We start from the raw sequence: 25,200 nt of genomic DNA on the forward strand, positions 1-25,200 counted from the left end.
TTCCAAAGTAAGTTATCGGAATTTGGGATTTTATTTTTGCTATTTTTTACTACTTATTATTCTCAATAATGTAGTTCAACACTTTAGTCATCAGATGCACTCTGTCTTTACCAATGACATTGTGTTTGTGCATTGGATAGGGAAAATAATCTACTTGTTTACCCAATTCAACAAATTTCTTAACCAGCGTAAGGTTGTGTTGCTCTACCACCACATCATCACTAGTACCGTGAATTAAAAGTAATTTTCCTTTTAAATCTTTGGCATAATTCATCACACACGCTTCGTCAAATCCTTTTTGGTTTTCTTCAGGCGTGTCCATGTAACGTTCGCCATACATCACTTCATAGAATTTCCAATCGGTAACTGGTCCACCGGCAACGCCTACTTTGAAAGTGTCTGGTTTTCTTGTCATCAAAGACGTTGTCATGAAACCACCATAACTCCATCCGTGAACAGCTAAACGATTTCCATCTACATAAGGCAATGATTTTAAGTATTCAACACCTTTCATTTGGTCTTCAATTTCGTTAGTACCACCTTTACCATGAATAACACTTTCAAAAGCAAAACCACGATTATCCGAACCACGATTGTCAACAGTGAATACTAAATAACCTTGTTCTGCCATCCAGTACATCCAAAGATTAGCACCATCCAAATAGGAATTGGTAATCATTTGTGCATGTGGTCCGCCATAAACATAAACCAAAACTGGGTATTTTTTTGAAGGGTCAAAATTACTTGGTTTTATTAAACGTGTGTATAAATCAGTAGTTCCATCAGCTGCTTTAATCGTTTTGATATCAGCAGTTCCCATTTCGTAACCATCGTATTTATTTTTGCTTTCCAACAAAGTATTCGCTTTCAAATTTTTGTCATATAACAATGATTTTGAAGGTGTGGAATGATTGGAATATTCGTCTAAAATCCAGTTGTAATCTGAAGAAATCATAACATTATGTAGGCCTTCATCTTTAGTAATCAAAGTTTGTTTTCCTTTTAAATCTACTTTATAGGCAAGCATGTTAGTTCCATTTTGACCAGTTGCTTTAAAATATATTTCACTTCCGGCTGGATTTGCACCTATGATTTCCCGGGTTGGAAATTTATTTGCCGTTAGTTGTTTTATCAACTTTCCTTCAATAGTATAGTAGTACAAGTTTTGAAAACCGTCTTTTTCGCTAAACCAGATGAAATTATTTGACTTTTGATTTGGAAAAAAAGCATCATGTTCTGGTTCAACCCATTTTTCATTTTTCTCATTAAGAAGTGTTCTTACAAAAGTACCAGTTGCGGCTTCATAAAGGTTAAGATTCATGTCGTTCTGACCCCGATTTAACTCGGCAATCAAAATGTATTTTTCATCAGGTGTCCATGTGAGGTTGGTTAAATAATCATCGGCATTGCCTCTAGGAGAAATGAAAACTGTTTTTTGCATAGCCAAATTATAAATACCAACTTTTGGCTTTTCAGATTTTTGACCAATCATTGGGTATTTTATTGTAACTAATTTTCCTGGAGTTTCATTAATGTCTAACAAAGGATAATCGGCAACTTCGGTTTCGTCTTTTTGATAAAATGCGAGGTATGTTGATTTTGGTGACCAAAAAATCCCACCTTTTATTCCAAATTCGTTTCTAGAAATAGTTTGTCCTGAAACAATTCCTTTGTTGCTTTCTTTGGTAACAGTAATTTTCTCTCCTTTGCTATTCAAGAAGTATAAATTATTTTCTTCGGTAAAAGCCAAGTTCGTGTTGCTCTTGTCGAAGGTATCGTTTTCGGCAGTTTCTGGTAACTGAAAACTTTGTTTTCCCGTTTTTGATACTAAATTATAAGTAAAGTATTTATCACTTTCAAATACAATAAAGTTAGTAGCATCAATCCATTGCAACCCAAAAAAGTTTTTAAGTTTAGTTCCTAAAGCGGTATTAACTTCTGTTAAAGTTACAAGTTCTACTGCTTTGACATTAGTAGTGGAAGCCGACATCATTTTTGTCCAAGAATCAGTATAATAAACATAATTATTGGAATTAGGTATCCATTGAAAACCGGTTAATTTATCGGCACCAAATTTTCTGTTTTGTTGTAAAACAGCCTCTTCTAAGGTGAATTTTTTTAATTGGGCTTGAGTTGAAAAAGCCAGCAAAAAACAAACGAATAGTAAAATCTTTTTGTTCATAAAGTAGTTTTTTTATTGGGCGTAAATATAGTATAAAACGCTTATTTGATTTAAAATATTATGCTTCAGAATTAATATCTTTTATAATTTTCAAATGATGCTTGGTGTGAAGTTTTAAAAACCAAAATGTTGCTTTTAAGTTTAAATTACCAAAGTAAGGATGTGAAAAGTACGCGTTAGGGTCAAGTTTTTCCATGTCAGCAACATTCTGTTTTGCCACTTCTATTTTTGAAATTAGACTTTCAATTGTTGCCGATTCTGAAGGCTGAACCACTTTGGGAGCTTTTCCTTTTCCTCTTGGAAATTTGTTTAGCACTTGAATATAAGTACGTTTCCAATTGAATGACCATTGGTATTCTTTTGGATTAGCAACTTTTAATTGTGTTATTATTCCATTGATAACTAGAAGACTATGATCGATATGCCAACTAACGGATGCTTGTGAAACTTCAAGATTTATTTTTTGATGTATTACAACATTTTTTTCAAGTTGGTCAATAAGTTGGTGTAGTTCGTTCATGTAAAAATTGATTTTTAAAAAAATCCCAAAAACCGTTTCGGAATTTGGGACTTAACTTTTAGATTTTAAGATTATTATGCATCACTATCTTCATTCTCTTTATCCAAATATTCTTGAACTATATTAATGGCATTGGTTACCACATCACTCAAAGCTGTAATGTGACTTCCATCTTCAGCGTGGTCAATGGCATGCTTGATAGCTTCCGTTTCTAATGGAATAATTTCATAAGTCACATTTCTATTGGCTTCGTTAATTCCGGAAACGATAATATCTATGATTTCTTGTTCGGTTCTGCCGCGTAAATATTTTTCTTGTCGAATAATAATATGGTCAAACATTCTACCTGCTATAGTTCCACATTCTTTAATATCTTCATCTCTACGGTCACCAACACCAGCAATAATTCCGATTTTCTTGGTGGCTTCCACACTGTGTAAATAATCTTCAATACCACGATATCCTGCTGGATTATGTGCAAAATCTATCAAAACTTTGAATTTTTTGAATTCAAAAATATTCATTCTTCCAGGTGTTTGTGCCGTACTTGGAATAAATGTTTGTAATGATAAACTAATGTCATCTGTTTTAAATCCGTGTAAATAACTAGCAAGTGTTGCAGCTAATACATTGGCTATCATGAATTTTGCTTTTCCACCCATGGTTAGTGGAACATGAGAAGCTTTTTCAACGCGAATTTTCCATTCTCCTTTTTTGATGGTGATGAATCCATTTTCATAAACGGCTACAATCTTTCCTTCTTTGGCAAATTGCTTTACTATTTTAGTATCTTCATTCATACTAAAGTAGGCGATATTACAACTTAATTCATTGGCAATTTTCAAACATTGCTCATCTTCGGCATTTAAAATTGCCCAACCATCTTTTTTGATACTTCTAACAACAGTAGCTTTTACACGAGCTAAATCGTCTAATGTATGAATATCGCTAAGTCCCAAATGGTCTTCTTGGATATTAGTTATAATTCCAATGTCACATCGACTGAAACCCAATCCTGAGCGAAGAATTCCTCCGCGAGCCGTTTCAAGCACTGCGAATTCAACCGTTGGATCTTTCAAAATGTATTCCGCAGAAATTGGTCCTGTGGTATCTCCTTTTTCCATCATGTGATTTTGCACATAAATTCCATCGGATGTGGTGAAACCTACTTTGAACCCATTGTTTTTTACAATATGAGCCAATAATCGAGTAGTAGTCGTTTTACCATTGGTTCCGGTAACGGCTATAATCGGAATGCGACTAGGTTTTCCCGGAGGATAAAGCATGTCAATAACTGGCGCAGCGACGTTTCTAGGTAATCCTTCACTTGGCGCTAAGTGCATACGGAAACCCGGAGCAGCATTGACTTCAAGAATACAACCACCGTTTTCTTTGAGTGGTTGCGTTAAATTTTCGGCCATAATATCTACACCACAAATATCTAAACCTATAACGCGAGAAATGCGTTCGCAAAGGAATATATTTTCTGGATGCATCATGTCGGTCACATCAACGGAAGTTCCTCCAGTACTCAAATTAGCCGTAGATTTTAGATACACTATTTCTCCTTTTTTGGGAACTGTTTCTAAGGTGTAATTTAATTTTTCTAATAAATCGATGGTGTCTCTATCTACATCAATTTGAGTTAGTACATTTTCGTGACCATAACCCCGTTTTGGGTCAAGATTTGTTTCATCAATCAGTTGTTGAATGTTTTGTTTGCCATCACCTTTTACGTGTGCTGGTTCTCTTTTTGCAGCGGCAACTAGTTTGTTGTCAATAACCAACACTCTAAAATCATATCCTGTTATGAATTTTTCAACAATAACTCGGTGACTGTATTTTTTGGCATAGGCCAATCCTTCAACAGCGTCTTCCCATTTTTTTACATTAATGGATGCGCCTTTACCATGATTTCCATCTAATGGTTTTATCACGATAGGATAGCCAATTTTTTTGATAACATCGGCTAAATCTTCTTCGTCTACACAAATTCCTCCATTTGCTACAGGAATAGATGCTAAATCTAGCATTCTTTTGGTCTGCTCTTTATTGCAAGCAATGTCTACTGCAATACTACTCGTTTTACAAGTAATGGTAGCTTGAAAACGCATCTGATTGACACCATAACCCAATTGTACTAATGAATTTGTTCCCAATCTAATCCAAGGAATATCTCGCGCCACCGCTTCTTCTACAATACTTCCTGTACTTGGACCAAGACGAACACGTTCCCGAATTTCCCGCATTTTTTGAATATCAGCTTCGACATCATAATCGGTTCCTGCAATCAAGGCTTCGGCAATGGCTACGGCACTTTCGGCAGCAAATAGTCCCACATTTTCTTCTGTGTAACTAAAAACAACATTGTATATTCCGGGTGTTTTGGTCTCACGAGTTCTTCCAAAGCCAGTTTCCATTCCAGCTAATGTTTGAATTTCTAGCGCAATATGTTCTATAACATGTCCCATCCATGTCCCACGTTCTATACGCGAAAAGAATCCACCACGAGTTCCTTCTGAACAACGATGCTCAATCATGGTAGGAAACATAGCTTCTATTCGTTCACGGAATCCTTCAATTTTATTGGTTGGAAATTGTTCCATCTCTTCCAAATCAAGACGCATTTGGATTAATTTTTTACGTTGAACACTCCAAATGTTTGGGCCACGAAGTGCTTGTATTTTATCTATTTTCATTATTAGGGGTGATTAATAAAAGTAATTAGTAATGATTTTGTTAAAAATAGGAAATAATTGTTTTCTACTGCTATTTTTTTTGTAGAAATAGTAAAAATGAAGTAAAACTCCAAAGTTTTTCACTTTTGAGTACAGATTTTCAAGAATATAAAAGTGTTTCAGGAGAAAGTAAAGAATGTTGATTTATGCCTCTTTGATAAAAGAAATCACTTTTTGGTACAATTCGTTATTGTGTAAACTATGTCCATTGCCTGTAGTTTCAACGTAAACAGCGTTCTTCCAAGTGGAAGCATATTTGCGTCCTTCGTGAACCAACACCACTTTGTCTTCTTTATCGTGAGCAATAAATGCTTTTTGAGGGAAGCTTTCAGCAAATACATGTCCAGAAAAATGATCGATGTGAATATCAAATTTTTCGTGGTAGTAGTTTTCTAATACTGTTTTGATTTTGGAATTCAAACTTAGAAGAGAAACGAAATTATTACTCAAGATTTTGAAATCGGAAGGTGAACCAAGTAGAATAACCTTTTTTATTAGTGGGTTTTTGTATTTGTGGAGATAAAAGGCAATTGCTGCACCGCCAATGGAATGCCCAATGACAATTTCGGGTTGGTATTTTTGTGTTACGGTATGAATAAATTCAGCATATTTTGGTGCATTGAATTCTTTTCCATCGCTTAAACCGTGGGCTGGACCATCTATTGCAATAATGGTTTTTCCTAAAGGTTTGATGTGATGCAATAATTTTTTCCATCTCGAGGAATTGCTTTCCCAGCCATGAATTAAGAGAATTATATTTTCATCACCTTTCCAGATATACGTTTGAATATTATCCTCTTGGTATTGAAAAGTTTCCAATGTGGCACTTTGCAAAGTTTTGGGTAACTTGTCTTTTTTAAGTTTACCTTTTCTTGGTTGACTAAAAAGTTGATAGGCCATGTTTCTTGCCTTCTCCAAATTAAAGTAACTCAGGCAGTTTAAATATAACCCTATGGATTTGGTAAGAATGTAATATTGAATCTTCTTCATAAAAAAATCCCGAAAAAATCGGGATTAGTATATTATAAATGAGCAAATAATTTTTGCATTTTTTCTTTTTCTTCTTCTGCTAAGGAAGCATCTACTAATATTCTTCCTGAATGCTCATCAGTAATGATTTTTTTTCTGGCAGCAATTTCTACCTGTATTTGTGGTGGAATAGTAAAGAATGAACCTGCCGAAGCACCACGCTCAATAGATACAACTGCTAAACCATTACGAACACTTGAACGAATTCTTTTGTAAGCAGCCAATAATCTTTCTTCAATTAAAGCTTCATACTCTGCTGATTTTTCAATCAAAAAGCTTTCCTCTTTTTGAGTTTCAGCCATGATATCATTTAATTCCGCTTTTTTGTGCTTTAAGTGCGTTGTTTTTTGTTCTAATTTGTCTTTTGAAATTGCAATAACTTCTTTTTTATGTTCAATAGTCGCTTTCAATTCTTTGATTTGCTTTTCAGCCAATTGAATTTCTAATTCTTGAAATTCTACTTCTTTTGTCAATGAGTTGAATTCTCTGTTGTTACGAACTTCTTTTTGTTGTGTCGTGTATTTTTTGATAGCTGCTTGATGTTCATCAATAGCATTCTTTTTAGCTTTAATTTGTTCTTCAATTACAACTAAATCACTTTTTAATTTATCTAAACGAGTGCTTAAGCCGGTAACTTCATCTTCTAAATCTTCCACTTCTAAAGGTAATTCTCCTCTAACGTTTCTGATTTCATCAATTCTAGTATCTATGATTTGAAGGTCATAAATAGCTCTTAATTTGTCTTCAACACTTAGTTCTTTTGTAGTCGCCATATTTTATAAGTACTTAACTGGATTTGTATTTTCTTCCGAAAAAATGATTGCAAAATTAAGGATTTTTTTCTTAAGAAAATCAACAATATAATTTTTTGTAAATCTTTCGCTTTCAAAGTGACCAATATCGGCTAAAACCAGTTGATTTTCAGCTTCATAAAAATTATGATACTTCAAATCGGCCGTTAAAAAAATAGCAGCTCCAGCTTGCTTTGCATTGCTAATTGCAAAACTTCCCGAACCGCCAAGTACGGCTACTTTCTTTATTGGTTTTCCTAAAAATGCACTATGACGAATGCTGCCGCATTGCATTTTTTCTTTTACAAAAGAGAGAAATTCGGTTTCATTCATCGGTTTTTCGAGTTCACCTACCATACCGAGGCCAATATTTTGATGTGAATTTTGTAAATCATAAATTTCATAAGCTACTTCTTCATACACATGGTTTTTGAAAAGCGCTTTTAATACTTTGGGTTGCAACTGTTTTTCAAAAGTTACTTCGATTTTGATTTCCTCATTTTCAACAAATTCAAATCGTTCACCGATTTCGGGATTGCTATCTTCGTTGCCCATGTAGGTTCCAATTCCTTTCGAGTTAAAACTGCAATCTTCGTAGTTGCCAATTTTTCCTGCACCAGCATCAAACAAGGCATTGCGCAATTCCTCTACATTTTCGGGAATGGTATACGTAACCAGTTTTTGAATGAAGTTTTGTTTGGGAACTAAAATTTTGGTATTTACCAATCCTAATGCATTACAAAATATTTTATTGACACCATTTTTGTGATTGTCTAATGCCGTGTGAACTGCATAAATGGCAATATCATTTTTGATTGCTTTGAGCACCGCGCGTTCTACATAATTTTTACCCGTAATTTTCTTCAAACCTGAAAAAATAATGGGATGGAAGCACACTACTAAGTTACATTTTTTGGCAATGGCTTCATCAATTACACTTTCTAATGCATCATGGCAAACCAAAATTCCTGTGGCTTCAGTTGTAGCATCGCCAACAAGCAAACCTACATTATCAAAATCTTCGGCGTAAGCCAAAGGCGCCATTTCTTCGAGTACGGAAATTATTTCTTGTATCTTCATATTTTTACTGCTTAGTACAATTCACAACTGTTTACTAACTATGTTGCCCATTCGTTTAAATATTCTTTAATAATCCATTCACCATTTACTTTTTCCAGCAATAGAAAACGTCCGCTATTGTGCTCAATATTTCTGTAGAAAGCCACTTTAACTAGAGCGAAACTAGTGTTGGCAAAGTAAATCGGTTTATTTATAATGAGTAATCTTTGATTGTTTTCGCCGTATTGTCTTGAAATTTCTTGAAATTCTTCTAATGTTAAGCAGGCGTTGACTTTGCTTTTTAGATATTGATTTTGATTGTTGAACAATATATTGTAGGCTTCAGACCAATTTTCATTGACAAATACAATCTGTTTTTTTATTTCTGTAGCATTTTTTTTCAACCATTCATTACCCGAAATGACTTCTAAGACTTCCTCATTATTTGGTGCTTTATTGCAATAAAAACTAAGGAGTTGTAAACGGCCTTTGGCAATTACTTTTTCGGTTTTGTAATATTTTGTAAAAATGACTTTTAGAATAGCAGCATTCTCTGTTTCTTGTGAAAAAACAGAAACAGTGGTTATGAAAAAAAGAGTAATTATGAAGTGAAATGTTTTCATTGTTACAGTCCTATAAATGCTAATCGTTTTTGAATTGAAACTTTTCAAAGATAAAATCTTTTTTATTAAAATTCTACATTTCATTCGTGTATTCGAGGCAAATTCTCTACTTTCGTACTATGATTTTGTTGCGAAAAATTCTTTTCCCTTTTGCCATACTGTATGGCTTAATCACGTCAATTAGAAATTATCTTTATGATAAAGGTATACTAAAATCCTATTCTTTTGATATCCCAATTATTGCTGTTGGCAATCTAAGTGTTGGTGGTACAGGAAAAACGCCTCAAATAGAATATTTAATTCGATTGCTTTCGCCTACATATAAAGTTGCCACATTGAGTCGAGGTTATAAAAGAAAGTCGGAAGGTTTTGTTTTGGCTGATGCCCATGCTAATGCAGCATTACTTGGTGATGAGCCTTTTCAATATTATAAAAAGTTTCCTGAAATTCAAGTCGCTGTAGATGTCGATAGAAAAAATGGAATAGAACAATTACTTTCTCAATCTTCAAAGCCTGAAGTAATTTTGCTCGATGATGCTTACCAACACCGCAAAGTGAAAGCAGGTTTTTACATTCTTTTAACTGCGTATGACGATTTGTTTTGCGATGACTTTATGTTGCCTACAGGAAATCTTCGCGAAAGTCGAAGTGGCGCTAAAAGAGCCAACATGATAATTGTCACTAAATGTCCATCAAACATTTCTGAACTTGCGCAGGAAGAAATTAGAACAAAGTTGATGAGATTCCTTGTTCCTCGGAATGACAATACTAAGGTTGTTTTCTTCAGTTTTGTAGATTATGACGATACCGTTTATAATGACAATGAAAGTTTGCATGTGGATAAATTAAAATCTAAAGAAAAAGTTTTGTTAGCTGGAATTGCCAAGCCAAAACCGTTTTTTGAGTATTTACAATCTGGCGATGATGAACTTATGAAATTTCCTGATCATCATCATTTTACTGAAAGTGACATTTTAACTATAAAAAGTCAAGCTGTTGATAAAATCATCGTCACAACCGAAAAGGATTTTGTACGTTTGGACGCTGAAATTTTAAAAAAACAATTATTTTATTTACCTATCAAAAGTAAGTTTGTAAATGAGCAAGCTGTTTTTGACAAAACAATTTTAAACTATGTGGGAACTTGTTCAAGAAACCGTTAACTATATTAAAAATAAAACCAATTTCACTCCCGAATATGGCGTGATACTTGGCTCAGGATTGGGAAGTTTTACTGATGATTTACAGATAGAATTTACCTTGCCATATGACGAAATTCCAAATTTTCCGGTTTCAACAGTTGTAGGTCATAAAGGTGCTTTGGTTTTTGGAACTATTGGTGATAAAAAAGTGGTTGCCATGCAAGGAAGATTTCATTACTATGAAGGGTATTCCATGCAGGAAGTAACATTTCCTGTTCGTGTGATGAAGTATATAGGCGTAACAAAATTGATTGTTTCCAATGCTTCTGGTGGTGTAAATCCTAATTATACTATTGGCTCGATTGTGCTTATTAAAGATCATGTTAATATGATGCCAGAACATCCATTGAGAGGAAAAAATGAGGAACGTTTTGGTCCACGATTTGTAAATATGAGCGAACCTTATAGCGTGAAAATGATTGCCAAAGTCAAAGAAATTGCTAAAGCATCCAACATTGAAGTTTTTGATGGTGTTTATTTAGGATTACAAGGGCCAACTTTTGAAACCTTGCATGAATACAAAATGGTAAAAGTGGTTGGTGCTGATTGTGTAGGAATGTCAACAGTTCCAGAGGTTATTGTTGCTCGTCATATGGAGTTGGAGACTTTTGGAATTTCTGTAATTACTGATATTGGTAGTGAGGAACATTTAGAAAGTATTACTCATGAAGAAGTTTTGAAAGCTGCCAACGCTGCAGAACCCAAAGTTAGACAATTGATTAGAGCGTTAATACTTCAGTATTAAACCATATTAATTGCCATTATGTTATAGAAATTTTCGGGTTCAAAAGGTTTGGTAATTACATCAGTTATGCCAAACGATAATAGTGTTTCTCTATTTTCATTAAGTGAAATAGCAGTCAATGCTATAATGGGTTTTAAAGTGTCAAATTTCCGAATTTGTTCTGTTGCAACGGTTCCATTAATGCCTGGTAAATGAACATCCATAAGTACTAAATCAAAATCATTTTCTTTACTTAGGATTTCAATAGAGTCTTCTCCAGTGTCAATAATCTTGCAAATCATGCCTTTTTTTTCTAACATTTTTTTGGTTACCATTTGATTTATTTTGTTGTCTTCAACCACCAATATTTTTTTTCCTAACAACATTTCATCAGAATAATATTTTGGCTTTTCAACTTTAATTACTTCATTCCCATGACGCAAGTTTAGTTCAAAGTAAAAAGTTGTGCCAACATTCACCTCACTTTTAAGAGTAATTTCACCACCTAATAAATCAATTAGTTTTTTTACAATAGTGAGTCCTAAACCTGTTCCGCCATATTTTCTGTTAATTTCAATTGACCCTTGGGAAAAACTTTCAAAAATAGTTTCTTGTTTTTCTTTTGGAATTCCAATTCCTGTGTCTTCTACTGCAAAATTTATCTTCGAAAAATCATCTCCAGTTTCTAGGAGTTTTGCAATAACTTTTACTTCTCCGTTTTTAGTAAATTTAAGCGCATTGTTGATTAAATTTATGAATATTTGAGATAGTTTAGTTGGGTCACCTTGTAGTATTTCTGGAATTTTATCATCAATTTCTATCGAAAATTTATTATTGTTGATAGTTGCAATCTCATGCATCGAATTTTGAATGTCGAGCAACAATTTTTTTAGGTTGAAATCAATGTATTCAATTTCGATTTTATTGGAATCAATGCGATTAATTTCAAGAATTTCATTGATAAAAGTGAGTAAGTAATGTCCAGAAAATTTCAACGAGTTAAGATAATTCAATTGATTTTTTTTAGGATTTTCTTCTAATAATAAATGTGTAATTCCGTTTATAGCATTTAATGGCGTTCGCAATTCATGACTTACTGTAGAAAGAAATTCAGCTCTTGCCTGAGATGCTTTTTCGGCTTTGTCTTTGGCAATTTGTAATTCGAAATTCTTTTCTCTCAACAATTCATTCGAGCGACTTCTGATGACGTTATTTTTGTATAATATGATACTTAAAATGGTTAATATTATTACCAATGAAATGGCTAAGATATTTACTAGTTTAGAAAAGATTTGTGCTTTTTCTTGTGATTTTTTTTCTTTATCTAGTTGCTCGATTTGTTTTAAGGTTTCAGAGTTTTTGAAAGAGTTAACGTCGTTAATTCCTATTTTTGTATGAATATCATACAATATGCTATCATTTAATTGCATATGTTTTTTTAAATAGAACAATGATTTATTAATGTTTCCATTTTTTTCATACGAGTCGCTTAATGCTAATGCTATTTTTGCTTTTTGGTCAAGATTTTTAAGGTTTGCTTTTAGCGCTCTATTCAGATAATTAATAGATAAATTATACCTGTAATTTTCATTTTCTGAAATGCCAATTTGATAGTAAGCTTCGGATAAAATATTGTTCAAATTGGCGGTATCATTTTTAGAAATTAATTCTAGAAAAATGTCATTAGCCAATTTTTTTTTACCTTTTTGTTTGTAGATAATTGCTTTTTGAAGATTCAGCATATCAATGGCACTTTGAATTTTAAGGGTATTAAAAATAGCAAAGGCTTTATTGAAATAAAGTTCAGCAATCTTAAAGTTATATTTTTCCATATAGCAAATTCCAATGTTATAGTAGGTATATGCTTGTTCTGGAGAATATTCTAAAGTGTTATAAATGACAATGCTTTTTTTGAAAACATCAATGGCGTAATCATATTTTTTTAATTCAATATAAATTTCACCAAGCATTGAATAACTGTGTGCTATTTTTTTTGGATTTTTTGTTAGAATGGCAAAATCAATTGCTTTTTGAGAGAGATTTAGGCAGTCTTTATAATTGTTTTGGGTTTTAGAAAAACGTACTAATTCTAGATAATAATCTACACTGTCGGTCTCTTTCACTGAGTTTTTTTGTGAAAAGACAAACATTGGTATTAATAAAAGTAAAAGTAATTTTTTCTTCAAAATTGATTTCTTACAGCATTTTATATGCCTAAGTTAAGAAATTATTTAGAAGTGTAGATAATTAAATCAATTATTCGGCTAGAATATCCAATTTCATTGTCATACCAACCCACCACTTTAACCATCTTTCCGATTACCGATGTGAGTTGAGAATCAAAAATACAAGAATTTGTATTGCCAATTATATCGACTGAAACAATGGGATCTTCGGTGTAGGCTAAAATTCCTTTTAAGTTGTTTTCGGAGGCATTTTTAAAAGCTCTATTTATTTGTTCAATAGAAACTTGTTTTTTTACATAACACGTAATATCCGTCAATGAACCGTCGGGAACAGGAACACGAATGCCACTACCACCAATTTTACCTTCCATTTCTGGGAAAATTTTGGTCAATGCTTTAGCTGCTCCAGTTGTAGTAGGAACAATGGATTGGCTTGCACCGCGCGCGCGGCGTAAATCTTTATGTGGTTGATCATGCAAACTTTGGTCAGTAGTGTAGGAGTGAACCGTAGTAATATAGGCTTGTTCAATGCCGCAAAGTTCGTTTATCACTTTAATCATTGGCGCAGCATTGTTGGTTGTACAACTAGCATTGGAAACAATAGTTTCTGTTCCGTCCAAAATAGTTTCGTTTACACCTAATACTACAGTTTTAATCTCAGGAACTTCAGATGGCGCAGAGAGAATTACTTTTTTGGCTCCAGCCAAAATATGTTGGTTGATGTCTTCAAATGTTTTGAATTTACCAGTACTTTCCACCACAAAATCAATGTTTTCCCATTTCAGATGGCTGATTTTTTTTTCATGAAAAAAGGAATAGGATTTTCCATTAACAATAATTGAGTTTTCATCAAAAGAAACATTACAGGGTAAAACACCGTGTATACTGTCGTACTTTATCAAATGTGCCATCGTTCGGTTGTCGGCAATATCGTTTATAGCAACCACTTCAATTGTTGGATGGTTTAAAAGCAATCGGAACAAGTTACGACCAATTCTTCCAAAACCATTGATAGCAATTTTTGTTTTATTATTCATTGGGTTCGATATGAATCAGTACATGCCCTAATTGAGGGATTTTACTTCTTAAAGTATCTTTTAGTAGATGTGCAATATCATGTCCTTGTTTTACTGAAATATTGGCATCAACTGTTGCGTGAAGGTCAACATGGTATTTCATTCCCGCTTTTCTGATAAAACATTTTTCAGTATCAATGACGCCTTCAACTTTATGGGAAACTTGCCTGATTTCTATTATTAAATCATCATATAAATGTTCGTCCATTATTTCTCCTAATGCTGGTCTAAAAATCAAATAGCTATTGTATAGAATAAAACCAGAGGCAAAAAGTGCCGCCCAATCATCAGCAGACTCAAACCCTTTTCCAAAAAATATGGCTATTGAAATTCCTATAAATGCAGCTATTGAAGTTATGGCATCACTTCGATGGTGCCAAGCGTCAGCTTTAAGGGAAGAGCTATTGGTTTCAATTCCTTTTTGCATTACTTTTCTAAAAGAGTATTCTTTCCAGATAATAATTAGACCTAAAATAATTAGTGTCCATGATTTAGGTGATTTATGAGGTGTTCCAATGTTTTGAATACTTTCATGGGCAATAATGGTTGCCGAAGTGATTAAAAAACCAACTACAATAAATGTAACTAAAGGTTCAGCTCTTCCATGTCCATAGGGATGATTTTCATCTGCAGGTTTGTTAGAATATTTTAATCCAAACAAAACTAGGAACGAAGAAAAAATATCAGTTGTCGACTCGATTGCATCTGCAATCAGAGCATATGAATTACCAAAAATACCAGCTATTCCTTTTATTAAAGCTAATCCAATGTTTCCTATCAGGCTAAAATAGGTAGCTTTTATAGCTGATTCTTGGTGGGTTATTTCCATTATAAAAAGTTACAAAATATGCTTTGCAGCATGATAAGAAGAACGAACCAATGCACCACTTTCTACATGACGGAAACCCATTTCTTTTCCGATTTTTTCGTATTTCTCGAATTGTTCCGGTCTGATGAATTCTTTTACAGGTAAATGTTTTTTACTAGGTTGCAAGTATTGACCTATTGTAACAATATCAACATCATTATCGCGCAAATCTTGCATAGTTTGGATTACTTCTTCTTCGGTTTCACCAAGACCAAGCATAATGCCTGATTTGGTTCTCTTAATTCCTTGCTCTTTCAAGTATTTCAATACTGCCAAACTTCTATCATATTTGGCTTGGATTCGTACTTCTCGAGTTAATCTACGAACGGTTTCAACATTATGAGAAACCACTTCGGGATTAGCTTCCACAATTCTATCGATGATTCTTTCTACGCCTTGAAAGTCTGGGATAAGTGTTTCCAATGTCGTTTCTGGATTCATTCTGCGAATGGCTTGAACGGTTTCCAACCAAATGATTGAACCCATATCTTTCAAATCGTCTCTATCTACACTAGTAATAACGGCGTGTTTGATTTTCATGATTTTTATAGAACGCGCCACTTTCTCAGGTTCATCCCAATCTACTGTTTCTGGTCTGCCCGTTTTCACGCCACAAAAACCACACGAACGCGTACAGATATTTCCCAAAATCATGAAGGTTGCAGTGCCTTCTCCCCAACATTCTCCCATATTAGGACAACTTCCTGATGTACAAATCGTATTGAGTTTGTATTTATCAACTAAACCGCGAAGTTCAGTATACTTTTGACCAATAGGTAATTTTACCTTCAGCCATTTTGGCTTACCAACAATTGGTAAATCATTATTTAAAACTGTTTCCATTTTCAAATTTTTAACAATGCAAATATACAAAGGTAAACCGTAGAACAATAGTTATAAAAACTCTAATTTTTATACTATTATAATTGGTAGAAATATCTCGTTATTCTAAAAAATCCATGTGCTTGTTATGGGTTTCGCTAATCGTTATTACAGAATATATTCCGAGTATAAAAACTATGGCACCAACTATTGCTGCTGAAGTTATTACACTTTGGGTCATTTTTAACTGATCAAATCCGATTAGCATTAAAGGAACGCAGCCACGAACCATATTAGGAATGCTAGTGGTGGCAGTGCTTCGCAAATTAGTTCCAAATTGTTCGGCAGCTAACGTGACAAACATGGCCCAAAATCCAGTGCTCAAACCCATCCATGCACAAAAGAAATAGTAGGTGTTTTCAGTTTTAGTTCCACCAAAAAGTAATAATCCAACGCCTAATGCTGTAAATAACATCATGTAAAGAATTGTTTTCTTTCGGGAATGCAACAAATGAGAAATAAAACCGCTAGAAAAGTCACCAATAGCCCCGAAACTATAGGTCCACACGATAGCTTTTGCAGGATCAATTTTGGCAATGCCCATTTCGGGTGCAAATTGATTGGCCATAAAAACCAATATTCCAATACAATACCAAATAGGAACACCAATCAAAATACATTTCATGTACTTAATAAAAAGTGTTTTATGGGTAAAAATGGATAAAAAATCACCTCTTTTAATTTTTGAATTTTCTTTAACCGATTTGAACATGCCGCTTTCTACCACACTAATGCGCAACACCAATAAAGCCAAACCTAAACCGCCACCAATAAGATAAGCAGTTGACCAACTCCCAGAAAGTTCTACTGTAAAATGAGCCACAACTGCTCCTAAAACACCAAAGCCTGCTACTATAGAAGTACCAATAGCGCGAAGTTCTTTTGGTAATGTTTCTGAAACTAGCGTAATTCCCGCACCCAATTCTCCTGCTAGTCCAACTCCTGCAATGAATCGCAACCAAGCATAAATCATAGCTTTATCGCCAAAATTAATTTGGGGTAAAAGTCCACAAGCAATATTGGCTAATGAATACATCAAAATAGATCCAAACAAAACCGAAAGTCTTCCTTTTTTATCTCCAAAAACTCCCCATAAAACACCACCAACAATCATTCCTGTCATTTGGAAATTGATAATCATAGTGCCTACTTTATCGGCATCCAAATGCAAATCATTTAAACTAGGAATTCTAACAATTCCAAAAAGCAATAAATCATATATATCCACAAAATAGCCAAGAGCTGCAATAATTACAGGAAAACTGAATAGTAATTTAAATTTTTCATTGCGGGTAAAATGTTTCATGGGTTTGGTTTAGTTTGATAAATATATAAAAAATAAAATACACAATATCCCAAACTTGGGATGCCGTCTCGTTTTAATCTTATGTTCGTCACTTCGTGCGATTTTTAAAAGAGAAAACGCCAGTTTTAACTTTTAAAAATAATATCTAGAAGCAAAAAAAACAAAAACAACAAAGCATGATTTCTAGTTCTTCCAACTTACTTCACAAGTGCAGAAAGATTTAATTAACAAGAATATGAAAACCCATAGTGAATAAGTCAAAAAATGATTTATTTTTACACTAATTCTCAAGAATAAATAAAACTTAAATTTATGACTACAATACAATGGCAAACCGCTAAAGTGTTTGAAGATATAACCTATAAGAAATGTAATGGTGTTGCCCGAATTGCATTCAATCGACCTGATGTTCGCAATGCTTTCCGTCCAAAAACTACTGCTGAGTTACTCCAAGCTTTTCATGATGCTCAAGAAGATACCTCAATTGGTGTAGTGTTGCTTTCTGCCGAAGGTCCAAGTTCCAAAGATGGTGTGTATTCTTTTTGTTCTGGTGGTGATCAAAAGGCACGCGGACAACAAGGTTATGTGGGCGAAGATGGTTATCATCGATTGAATATTTTGGATGTACAACGTTTAATTCGTTTTATGCCAAAAGCTGTGATAGCTGTTGTTCCAGGTTGGGCAGTTGGTGGCGGACATAGTTTGCATGTAGTTTGTGATTTAACATTGGCAAGTAAAGAACATGCTATTTTTAAACAAACTGATGCTGATGTAACGAGTTTTGATGGCGGCTATGGTTCGGCCTATTTAGCCAAAATGGTTGGACAGAAAAAAGCGCGTGAGATTTTCTTTTTAGGTAGAAATTATAACGCTCAGGAAGCTTTTGAAATGGGAATGGTAAACGCCGTTATTCCTCATGAAGAGTTAGAAGATACGGCTTATGAATGGGCACAAGAAATATTGGCTAAATCGCCAACATCCATCAAAATGCTAAAATTCGCTATGAATTTAACCGATGATGGCATGGTAGGACAACAAGTCTTTGCAGGCGAAGCAACACGTTTGGCTTACATGACAGAAGAAGCCAAAGAAGGTAGAGATGCTTTCTTAGAAAAACGCAAACCTAATTTTGAGAAAAAATGGTTGCCTTAATTAGTGTATAGCTAACAGTATTAATACAAAGTTAATTTTATAGTATGCAAAACTTCACCAACGAACCAATTGATATTGCCGCTTTACCAAGATATGAAGCGGTAAACTTGAATAAGTTGCATTCCAAGTATTGGAAAGTAATCCTTATCAATATTCTATTGGTTTATACTACAATCACATTTTCAGCAGTTTTCGGTGTTATTTTTATTGAGGAATTATTGGATATGGCATTAATTTTAGGAGGTCTTATTGTGTTATTACTTTTTTTCACCTTGTTTTTTGCCAAAATATCCTTTAACAAACGTGGTTTTGCTTTCAGAGAACACGACGTTATTTTTAGAAATGGAATTATCTCCACCAATACAATGGTTATTCCCTATAATAGAGTGCAACATGTTGCCGTGCATGAAGGTTTTATTTCACGTTTTTTTGGTTTAGCTAAAGTCGAAATATTCACCGCTGGCGGAAACTCTAGTGATATTGAAATCCCGGGAATAGCAATAGAACAAGCTAAAAACATCAAGCAATTGCTAATGGGTAAAATTCAAAAACAGCTTTAATGAAATCAAATTTTAATCAACCACAACGCCAATCTTTGTTTGGTGTTTTAGTGATATTTTTAGAGTCAGTTTTTCAAGTTCTTAAAGCCACTTGGCCTATTATTGTGATTAGTTTGTTGAAAGCCAATACAAAATCTGTTCTCATTGGATTTTTGATTTTAGCGGTTATTTTCATTTACTTGGCTGTTTATTCTTTTTTAAAATATAGAAATTTTACGTTCTACATTGATGATGAAAACGACGAGTTTATCATCAGTGATGGGATAATCAATAAAACCAAAACAACTATTCAGTTGCACAAAATTCAGCAGGTAAATATCCAGCAATCTTTAATTCAGCGGATTATTGGCGTGTATGCTTTAGATGTTGACACCGCTGGAAGCGATACCAAAGAGGGAAATATCAAAGCCATTTCTCATGAAATGGCGATTGCTCTAAAATCAAAATTACTTGAAAATGATGGTAGAAAAGCAGTTGGCGCTGAAGAAAAAGTTTCAGAATTAAAGCTTGAGGATAACCTTATTCCTTTTATAAAAATTAATTTGTTGAGTTTGCTAAAAATAGGAATTACGTCTAACTACGTTAAAAGCGTCGGTTTGATTTTGACTTTCTTTTTTACAATTTATGAAAATTTGCATCAAGCTGGAGCGGAGGATGTTATTAGTACAGAGCGATTTGAAGGTTTTGTTGACGAAAATTCGTTGTGGTATTCGGGTTTGGTATTTGTGCTTGTTATGTTTAGTGTTGTGTTTTTAATCAATATTGGGCGAACACTGTTAAAGTTTTTCGATTACACAATAACCAAACAAAAAGGCTCTTTACTGCTTTCTTATGGGTTGATTAATACTAAAAGCACTATACTTAAGCCAGAGAAAGTACAAATTGTCAAAGTATCACAAAACTACTTGCAAAAGAAATTGAATGTGCTTGAAATTAAAATAAAACAAGCTATAAGTGCTGAAAAGCAAGATGCTAAATCGCTAATTGAAGTTCCGGGTTGCACTGCATTTGAGCGCGATGCCATTTTGAAACTATTGTTTAAAAAACTACCAGAAAAAGGAGCGATCATGCGTCCTAATTTTAGAAAATTGGTTTTTTCAATTTTTCTTTTAATTGTATTACCTTTAACTGGTTATTATATTTTTGGTAATTATATTGACAAAATCGTTTTTGAATATGCTGTTTTGGTGATTTTTTATGTTGTATTTTGTGCTACAGTATTGTTTTTTAGTTTTTCAAATTATCGATTATTTATAAATGAAAATCATATTATTAAGCAAAGTGGCGCTTGGGATATTGATAATGATATTGTTGAAATTGGAAAGATACAAGCCATAACGATATCGCAATTATTTTGGCATAAGAGTTTAAATATTGGTTCATTAACCATTCATACAGCTGGCGGTAATATTACTTTCCAGTTGGGAAATTTTGATACAATAAACGAGTATGTCAACATTTGGCTGTATGAAATTGAAACCTCAAATAGCAATTGGATGTAAAGAAAAATATTAGATTTTAAATATCGAATATCAAATATCAAATATCTAAAATTTAATATCTAAAATTTAATATTAAATAAAATGAAACACTGGATTGAAGCCGCACGAGTTCGAACTTTACCGCTTTCGGTATCGGGAATTATTGTGGGAAGTTTTTATGCGATGTCGCAAGGAATGTTTAATTGGAATATTGTACTTTTTGCTTTGCTGACCACTTTGGGATTGCAAATTCTTTCCAATTTTGCCAATGATTATGGTGATGGCGTGAAAGGAACAGATAACGAAGATAGAGTTGGACCCAAACGTGCCATTCAAAGCGGCATTATAACGCCTCAAGAAATGAAAAAAGCCATTGGGTTAACTTCTTTCGTTACACTTACTTTTGCTGTGTTGTTAATTTATTTTGCCTTCAAAGAAAGTTATCTCCTGTATTCTTTGTTCTTTTTGATGTTAGGCATTTTGGCTATAGCTTCTGCAATTCGATATACAGTTGGAAAAAGGGCATACGGTTACAGGGGTTTTGGTGATTTGTTTGTTTTTATTTTCTTTGGTTTGGTGAGTACTTTCGGTGTGTACTTTATGTTTTCAAAAAGTATGGATTGGTTACTTTTATTGCCTGCTACTGCCATTGGTTTTTTGAGTGTGGGCGTTTTGAATTTAAATAACATGCGTGACGAAGAGAGTGATAGAAAGGCAGGGAAAAATACTATCGTAGTAAAAATGGGTGGAGAAAATGCTAAAAAGTATCATTATTTCTTAGTGATTTCAGCCATGTTACTGGTTTTATTATTTGCCTATTTAAATGAATTTCATTTTGATCAATACATTTTTGTAGTGGCTTATTTTCCATTGATTGGACATTTATTGACTGTTAGTCGAAATAAAAACCCTAAACTATTAGATCCGGAGTTGAAAAAATTAGCTATAAGTACGTTTTTATTATCAATCTTATTGGCTTTATGTTTGATATTTTTTATATCAGATATGGTCGTAAATTATATTTAATTAAAATAATTAGTCATGAAAATAACATTCTACGGACACTCGACTATCGGAATTGAAGTTAGTGGAAAGCACATCATCATTGATCCATTTATTACCGGTAATGAAAAGGCATCGCATATAGATGTCAATACAATGAAAGCAGATTATATTCTAGTCACACATGCTCATTTTGATCATATTCAAGATGTGGAAGTAATTGCCAAAAACAATAATGCTGTGATTGTTTCCAATTGGGAAATAGCAACCTATTTTGGGAATAAAGGATTTCAATATCATCCTATGAATCATGGTGGAAGTTGGCAGTTTGATTTTGGAAAAGTAAAATATGTTGCTGCTGTGCATTCTAGTTCTTTTCCTGATGGTACTTATGGTGGAAATCCAGGAGGTTTTGTAATTGAAGGAGAACATAAAAATATTTACATTTCGGGCGATACTGCTTTGACTATGGATATGAAACTCATTCCAATGCGAACCAAATTAGACTTAGCCATTTTACCAATCGGTAATTGTTTTACAATGGATGTAGATGATGCGATACTTGCCGCTGATTTTGTGGAATGTGATAAGATTTTAGGATGTCATTTTGATACATTTGGTTTTATCGTAATCAATCATGATGATGCCAAAAAGAAATTTTTTGATGCTGGCAAAGATTTAATGTTGCTGGAAATAGGGGAAAGTATTAAACTCTAAAATGACCGCAAATTACTTCAAATACATACTTCATTTTAAGCAACCTTCGGGAACTTCAAGAGGTGTTTTGACCAACAAAGAAACGTGGTTTATTCTACTCGAAGAAAACGGTAAAAAAGGAATAGGCGAGTGTGGAATTCTGCGTGGACTTTCTGCTGATGACAGACCTGATTATGAAGAAAAACTACAATGGACTTGTGAAAATATTCATCTCGGTGAGCAAAAATTGTGGGAGGCATTAATCGAATTTCCTTCTATTCAGTTTGGAATTGAGATGGCTTTTCAGTCTTTAAAAAGTCAAAATCCGTTTGTTTTATTTCCGTCAAAATTTACATCAGGGGAAAAATCTATTGTCATAAATGGACTCGTTTGGATGGGAGATGAAGCATTCATGAAGCAACAAATTGAGGAGAAAATTGCACAAGGTTTTACCTGTATAAAACTCAAGATTGGCGCTATAGATTTTGACAAAGAATTGGATTTATTGCGCTTTATCAGAGCAAACTTTGATGAGAAAACCATCGAGATTAGAGTGGATGCGAATGGCGCTTTTAATGAAAATGAAGCTTTAAATAAAATTAATCAAATAACTGGTTTTAAATTACATAGCATAGAGCAACCGATACAAAAAAATCATACTGACATGATGTCAGTTCTGTGTAAAAACACTAATTTGCCCATTGCCTTGGACGAAGAACTCATCGGTGTGTTTTCGGTTGTTGAAAAAGAACAATTATTGCAAAAAATCAGACCACAATACATCATTTTGAAACCAAGTTTCATCGGTGGATTTCGTGGTACTTTAGAATGGATTTCATTAGCCGAAAAATTAAATATTGGTTGGTGGATTACTTCCGCTTTAGAAAGTAATGTGGGTTTGAATGCGATTGTCCAATTTACTTTTTTACAAAATAATTTGATGCCGCAAGGTTTAGGAACAGGAAGTTTATATACCAATAATTTTGATTGTCCGCTTGAAGTTTCTCAAGGTCAACTTTGGTATCGAGATGACTTGGATTGGAAAATTGACTTAGATAATTTTGAATAAAAAAACCTGTTCGAAAGAACAGGTTTTTAAGTGTTTTTTTTAATTCTTTTAAGAACTACTATTTATTAATACAAATTTTTTATTGGTGACTGATAAATACATTAATAAAATGCCACTCCGATTTTTCTTTTTTAAAAATGAATAATAACTACTATTTTTTGAACTATCTGATCTTAAGATATCATATATTTTTTTTAATCTCAGACTATCTTTGTTGTTATTAAGATTTAAAAATATTGCACTTTCCATAAAGATTGAATCTGAAGGATTAATTGGTGCTTTTCCCCATTTTAGAGTATCCCAATTCCCATCTTGAATAGAATGTTTTTTAAGTCTTACGGTATCTATTTTTTGATTATCTTTTAAATCGTAGCAAAACAGTGAATAGCCATCTCCATTTAAGCCATCAACTTCTTCATAAACATAAACATCTTTTACTTTTATTTCCTGACCAGTCCAACTTTCTATTCGTTTGCTAGCAAAGTAATTTTCAGCTCCAGGAAATAATTCAAATACATAAAATGACATCCCAAAGTTCCATAGTATAGCTATAAAGACAATTAAAAATTTATTAGTTTTTTTGAGATTAAATAAGATGATTAAAGCTATGTTGCACATTCCAAATACAAAAATCAAAACTATCGAATAAATTAAAGTTGTTATTTCCATGTTATTCTTTCTTTACGATATTACTCATTTTATTTACTCCAATCAATTTTTCGAGAGAAATACATCACCGCAGCGAGTATGAAAAACAATCCAATACTACCTACTAAAAGTGCATAATCCTCCATTTGAATAATCACATAGATAAAAGTATATAAAACAGTAAGTGACGTTGCAATAAACAATGGAAACTTTCTATTCTTCAGTATTGAAATAGAATATATAGTAATCATCGCAACAACTGCAGTTCCCGAAATTGCATAGGCAAAACTAAAACTACTATGCTCTGTTATGGATATCAACAAAGTGTAGAACATTATCAAAGCGATTCCAATCATGGAGTATTGGAAAATATGGATGTTGATTTTGCTTATCGATTGGATTAAGAAGAAAATAAGAAACGTTAGCCCAATAACTAGGAAACCATACTTGGAAACCCTTTCGTTTTGCTGGTATTCGTCCACAGTTTCAATTAATTTCACACCAAATTGGTAATCGTCCAAATCGGGTAAAACATTGGTGTATTGTTGAGAAAACGTTCTGTTGATGTCTAATACTTTCCAATCAACGTGAAATCCTGTTGCAGAAATGGTTTTGGTAGCATCATTGGCCGCAAAAGAACCTTCAAAACTTGGTGATTTCCAGTCCGAATCAATAGCAACATTCGTTACTTTTCCAATAGGAATAAACTTGATACTATTACTTCCGTTATACGTTATTCCAAAATTGAAATTGATTTTGTCATTGCTTGCTAATTGTTTGTAATCGAAGATATTGGTTGCTAAAATGCTGTACTCACTTTTATCATTATTCTGAGGTTCAAAGGATAGTTTTTCATTGTTCAATTGAATTTTTAATTCGCTTTTAATGCTTTTTAAATTGGTAGTTTTAACAATGATGGATGCTTTGTCCCATTGAATAGTTTCGGGAGCAATATTCAGCTTTGAAAAATAAGGAGCCGTAAAATTTCCTTTGAAATTCATGTCTGCCGTGAAAACTACGTGGTTAAAAATACCTCGTTTCAAGGATTCGTTTTTCTTTACGTTTGAATTACTGCTCAATTCATTTGGGAAAAAATAAGCATAATTAGTGGTTGCTTTTTTCTGAATGGTGGTAACCCCAGTTTTGGTATCAGTAACATTGTAGTTTTCAAATGTATTATATGGAATTCTTAAAATTGGACCATAAAAAATAATGTCTTTTCCCCAAAGTTCTGATACTTCATTGATCATTTCAGACTTGCGTTGAGAGCGTTCCTGAATTAAATCCTGAACAAATAATAAGGGAATTAATAAAAAGAGCGTGAGCAAACCTACCATAATCATTTTGGCGGTTGTTGATTGAAAAAATGATTTTCCTTCTGTGTTTTGATTTTCTTGATTTTCCAT

Annotated in this window: 22 protein-coding genes; 8 read left to right on the plus strand and 14 right to left on the minus strand. The window is 33.3% G+C overall.

All coding sequences use genetic code 11. From position 1 onward, the window contains the following. Window positions 1-49: 49 nt before the first annotated feature. The 7 genes from ACSVH2_RS07990 to ACSVH2_RS08020 form a co-directional block, all read right to left on the minus strand. Window positions 50-2,182 carry a DPP IV N-terminal domain-containing protein gene (locus tag ACSVH2_RS07990; protein ID WP_438092642.1) on the minus strand — a complete coding sequence of 711 codons (2,133 nt, stop codon included), beginning with the start codon at window positions 2,180-2,182 and terminating at the stop codon, window positions 50-52. 58 nt (window positions 2,183-2,240) lie between these two features. Continuing rightward, window positions 2,241-2,702, minus strand: coding sequence for a DUF1569 domain-containing protein (locus ACSVH2_RS07995; protein WP_438092643.1), 462 nt, complete (start codon window positions 2,700-2,702; stop codon window positions 2,241-2,243). 74 nt (window positions 2,703-2,776) lie between these two features. Further along, window positions 2,777-5,401, minus strand: coding sequence for a cyanophycin synthetase (gene cphA, locus ACSVH2_RS08000; protein WP_438092644.1), 2,625 nt, complete (start codon window positions 5,399-5,401; stop codon window positions 2,777-2,779). A gap of 183 nt (window positions 5,402-5,584) precedes the next feature. Next, window positions 5,585-6,340 carry an alpha/beta hydrolase gene (locus tag ACSVH2_RS08005; protein ID WP_438092645.1) on the minus strand — a complete coding sequence of 252 codons (756 nt, stop codon included), beginning with the start codon at window positions 6,338-6,340 and terminating at the stop codon, window positions 5,585-5,587. 122 nt (window positions 6,341-6,462) lie between these two features. Then, entirely contained in the window at window positions 6,463-7,242 is a 780-nt protein-coding gene (locus tag ACSVH2_RS08010; protein WP_438092646.1) for a zinc ribbon domain-containing protein, read from the minus strand. A 3-nt stretch (window positions 7,243-7,245) separates the two neighbouring features. After that, window positions 7,246-8,340, minus strand: coding sequence for a Nif3-like dinuclear metal center hexameric protein (locus ACSVH2_RS08015; RefSeq protein WP_438092647.1), 1,095 nt, complete (start codon window positions 8,338-8,340; stop codon window positions 7,246-7,248). Window positions 8,341-8,378: 38 nt separating this feature from the next. Next, window positions 8,379-8,942, minus strand: a complete 564-nt coding sequence (locus tag ACSVH2_RS08020) for a hypothetical protein (RefSeq protein WP_438092648.1) — start codon at window positions 8,940-8,942, stop codon at window positions 8,379-8,381. 119 nt (window positions 8,943-9,061) lie between these two features. On the opposite strand from ACSVH2_RS08020, the gene lpxK reads away from it, so the two are divergent. Together lpxK and ACSVH2_RS08030 are read left to right on the plus strand one after the other, a co-directional pair. After that, a complete protein-coding gene (gene lpxK, locus ACSVH2_RS08025) occupies window positions 9,062-10,105 on the plus strand; it encodes a tetraacyldisaccharide 4'-kinase (RefSeq protein WP_438092649.1) in 1,044 nt (347 codons plus the stop codon). Further along, window positions 10,077-10,889, plus strand: a complete 813-nt coding sequence (locus tag ACSVH2_RS08030) for a purine-nucleoside phosphorylase (protein ID WP_438092650.1) — start codon at window positions 10,077-10,079, stop codon at window positions 10,887-10,889. The genes lpxK and ACSVH2_RS08030 overlap by 29 nt, the downstream gene beginning before the upstream one ends. On the opposite strand, the gene ACSVH2_RS08035 is transcribed toward ACSVH2_RS08030, so the two are convergent. The 5 genes from ACSVH2_RS08035 to ACSVH2_RS08055 form a co-directional block, all read right to left on the minus strand. Further along, window positions 10,886-12,991 (minus strand): ATP-binding protein, encoded by a 2,106-nt coding sequence (locus ACSVH2_RS08035; RefSeq protein ID WP_438092651.1) that lies wholly within the window; start codon window positions 12,989-12,991, stop codon window positions 10,886-10,888. The two genes, ACSVH2_RS08030 and ACSVH2_RS08035, sit on opposite strands and share 4 nt — an antisense overlap. A 104-nt stretch (window positions 12,992-13,095) precedes the next feature. Continuing rightward, window positions 13,096-14,091 carry a type I glyceraldehyde-3-phosphate dehydrogenase gene (gene gap / locus ACSVH2_RS08040; protein WP_438092652.1) on the minus strand — a complete coding sequence of 332 codons (996 nt, stop codon included), beginning with the start codon at window positions 14,089-14,091 and terminating at the stop codon, window positions 13,096-13,098. Continuing rightward, entirely contained in the window at window positions 14,084-14,959 is an 876-nt protein-coding gene (locus ACSVH2_RS08045; RefSeq protein ID WP_438092653.1) for a cation diffusion facilitator family transporter, read from the minus strand. Before ACSVH2_RS08045 ends, gap begins: the two co-directional genes overlap by 8 nt. A 9-nt stretch (window positions 14,960-14,968) precedes the next feature. Then, window positions 14,969-15,841, minus strand: a complete 873-nt coding sequence (gene lipA / locus ACSVH2_RS08050; RefSeq protein ID WP_438092654.1) for a lipoyl synthase — start codon at window positions 15,839-15,841, stop codon at window positions 14,969-14,971. A gap of 100 nt (window positions 15,842-15,941) precedes the next feature. Then, complete coding sequence (locus tag ACSVH2_RS08055; protein WP_438092655.1) at window positions 15,942-17,186, minus strand: MFS transporter; 1,245 nt, start codon at window positions 17,184-17,186, stop codon at window positions 15,942-15,944. A gap of 312 nt (window positions 17,187-17,498) precedes the next feature. Between ACSVH2_RS08055 and ACSVH2_RS08060 the strand changes: the two genes are divergently transcribed. The 6 genes from ACSVH2_RS08060 (at window position 17,499) to ACSVH2_RS08085 (ending at window position 23,146) form a co-directional block, all read left to right on the plus strand. After that, a complete protein-coding gene (locus ACSVH2_RS08060; RefSeq protein WP_438092656.1) occupies window positions 17,499-18,338 on the plus strand; it encodes a 1,4-dihydroxy-2-naphthoyl-CoA synthase in 840 nt (279 codons plus the stop codon). 44 nt (window positions 18,339-18,382) lie between these two features. After that, entirely contained in the window at window positions 18,383-18,898 is a 516-nt protein-coding gene (locus ACSVH2_RS08065; protein ID WP_438092657.1) for a PH domain-containing protein, read from the plus strand. Beyond that, window positions 18,898-20,400 (plus strand): PH domain-containing protein, encoded by a 1,503-nt coding sequence (locus ACSVH2_RS08070; RefSeq protein WP_438092658.1) that lies wholly within the window; start codon window positions 18,898-18,900, stop codon window positions 20,398-20,400. Before ACSVH2_RS08065 ends, ACSVH2_RS08070 begins: the two co-directional genes overlap by 1 nt. A gap of 81 nt (window positions 20,401-20,481) precedes the next feature. Next, the gene (locus ACSVH2_RS08075; protein ID WP_438092659.1) at window positions 20,482-21,405 is read left to right on the plus strand and encodes a 1,4-dihydroxy-2-naphthoate polyprenyltransferase; all 924 of its coding nucleotides are present in this window, start codon (window positions 20,482-20,484) and stop codon (window positions 21,403-21,405) included. A gap of 15 nt (window positions 21,406-21,420) precedes the next feature. Next, the gene (locus ACSVH2_RS08080) at window positions 21,421-22,098 is read left to right on the plus strand and encodes a metal-dependent hydrolase (RefSeq protein WP_438092660.1); all 678 of its coding nucleotides are present in this window, start codon (window positions 21,421-21,423) and stop codon (window positions 22,096-22,098) included. Between the two features lies 1 nt (window position 22,099). Beyond that, window positions 22,100-23,146, plus strand: coding sequence for an o-succinylbenzoate synthase (locus ACSVH2_RS08085; protein WP_438092661.1), 1,047 nt, complete (start codon window positions 22,100-22,102; stop codon window positions 23,144-23,146). 48 nt (window positions 23,147-23,194) lie between these two features. On the opposite strand, the gene ACSVH2_RS08090 is transcribed toward ACSVH2_RS08085, so the two are convergent. After that, window positions 23,195-23,815, minus strand: a complete 621-nt coding sequence (locus tag ACSVH2_RS08090) for a hypothetical protein (protein ID WP_438092662.1) — start codon at window positions 23,813-23,815, stop codon at window positions 23,195-23,197. A gap of 29 nt (window positions 23,816-23,844) precedes the next feature. Then, window positions 23,845-25,200, minus strand: coding sequence for a cell envelope integrity protein CreD (gene creD / locus ACSVH2_RS08095; protein ID WP_438092663.1), 1,356 nt, complete (start codon window positions 25,198-25,200; stop codon window positions 23,845-23,847).

Origin of the sequence: Flavobacterium sp. RSB2_4_14 (assembly GCF_051547085.1) — a bacterium.
Taxonomy (GTDB): domain Bacteria; phylum Bacteroidota; class Bacteroidia; order Flavobacteriales; family Flavobacteriaceae; genus Flavobacterium.

What these genes read in the sequence shown, in the direction of transcription:
- ACSVH2_RS08065 (WP_438092657.1), top strand. Translation starts at nt 18,383, where the DNA reads ATGCAAAACTTCACCAACGAACCAATTGATATTGCCGCTTTACCAAGA.
- ACSVH2_RS08080 (WP_438092660.1), top strand. Translation starts at nt 21,421, where the DNA reads ATGAAAATAACATTCTACGGACACTCGACTATCGGAATTGAAGTTAGT.
- ACSVH2_RS08060 (WP_438092656.1), top strand. Translation starts at nt 17,499, where the DNA reads ATGACTACAATACAATGGCAAACCGCTAAAGTGTTTGAAGATATAACC.
- lipA (WP_438092654.1), bottom strand. Translation starts at nt 15,841, where the DNA reads ATGGAAACAGTTTTAAATAATGATTTACCAATTGTTGGTAAGCCAAAA.
- ACSVH2_RS08075 (WP_438092659.1), top strand. Translation starts at nt 20,482, where the DNA reads ATGAAACACTGGATTGAAGCCGCACGAGTTCGAACTTTACCGCTTTCG.
- ACSVH2_RS08090 (WP_438092662.1), bottom strand. Translation starts at nt 23,815, where the DNA reads ATGGAAATAACAACTTTAATTTATTCGATAGTTTTGATTTTTGTATTT.
- creD (WP_438092663.1), bottom strand. Translation starts at nt 25,200, where the DNA reads ATGGAAAATCAAGAAAATCAAAACACAGAAGGAAAATCATTTTTTCAA.
- ACSVH2_RS08085 (WP_438092661.1), top strand. Translation starts at nt 22,100, where the DNA reads ATGACCGCAAATTACTTCAAATACATACTTCATTTTAAGCAACCTTCG.
- ACSVH2_RS08015 (WP_438092647.1), bottom strand. Translation starts at nt 8,340, where the DNA reads ATGAAGATACAAGAAATAATTTCCGTACTCGAAGAAATGGCGCCTTTG.
- ACSVH2_RS08010 (WP_438092646.1), bottom strand. Translation starts at nt 7,242, where the DNA reads ATGGCGACTACAAAAGAACTAAGTGTTGAAGACAAATTAAGAGCTATT.
- ACSVH2_RS07995 (WP_438092643.1), bottom strand. Translation starts at nt 2,702, where the DNA reads ATGAACGAACTACACCAACTTATTGACCAACTTGAAAAAAATGTTGTA.
- gap (WP_438092652.1), bottom strand. Translation starts at nt 14,091, where the DNA reads ATGAATAATAAAACAAAAATTGCTATCAATGGTTTTGGAAGAATTGGT.
- ACSVH2_RS08005 (WP_438092645.1), bottom strand. Translation starts at nt 6,340, where the DNA reads ATGGCCTATCAACTTTTTAGTCAACCAAGAAAAGGTAAACTTAAAAAA.
- lpxK (WP_438092649.1), top strand. Translation starts at nt 9,062, where the DNA reads ATGATTTTGTTGCGAAAAATTCTTTTCCCTTTTGCCATACTGTATGGC.
- ACSVH2_RS08020 (WP_438092648.1), bottom strand. Translation starts at nt 8,942, where the DNA reads ATGAAAACATTTCACTTCATAATTACTCTTTTTTTCATAACCACTGTT.
- ACSVH2_RS08030 (WP_438092650.1), top strand. Translation starts at nt 10,077, where the DNA reads ATGTGGGAACTTGTTCAAGAAACCGTTAACTATATTAAAAATAAAACC.
- ACSVH2_RS08070 (WP_438092658.1), top strand. Translation starts at nt 18,898, where the DNA reads ATGAAATCAAATTTTAATCAACCACAACGCCAATCTTTGTTTGGTGTT.
- ACSVH2_RS08045 (WP_438092653.1), bottom strand. Translation starts at nt 14,959, where the DNA reads ATGGAAATAACCCACCAAGAATCAGCTATAAAAGCTACCTATTTTAGC.
- ACSVH2_RS07990 (WP_438092642.1), bottom strand. Translation starts at nt 2,182, where the DNA reads ATGAACAAAAAGATTTTACTATTCGTTTGTTTTTTGCTGGCTTTTTCA.
- cphA (WP_438092644.1), bottom strand. Translation starts at nt 5,401, where the DNA reads ATGAAAATAGATAAAATACAAGCACTTCGTGGCCCAAACATTTGGAGT.
- ACSVH2_RS08055 (WP_438092655.1), bottom strand. Translation starts at nt 17,186, where the DNA reads ATGAAACATTTTACCCGCAATGAAAAATTTAAATTACTATTCAGTTTT.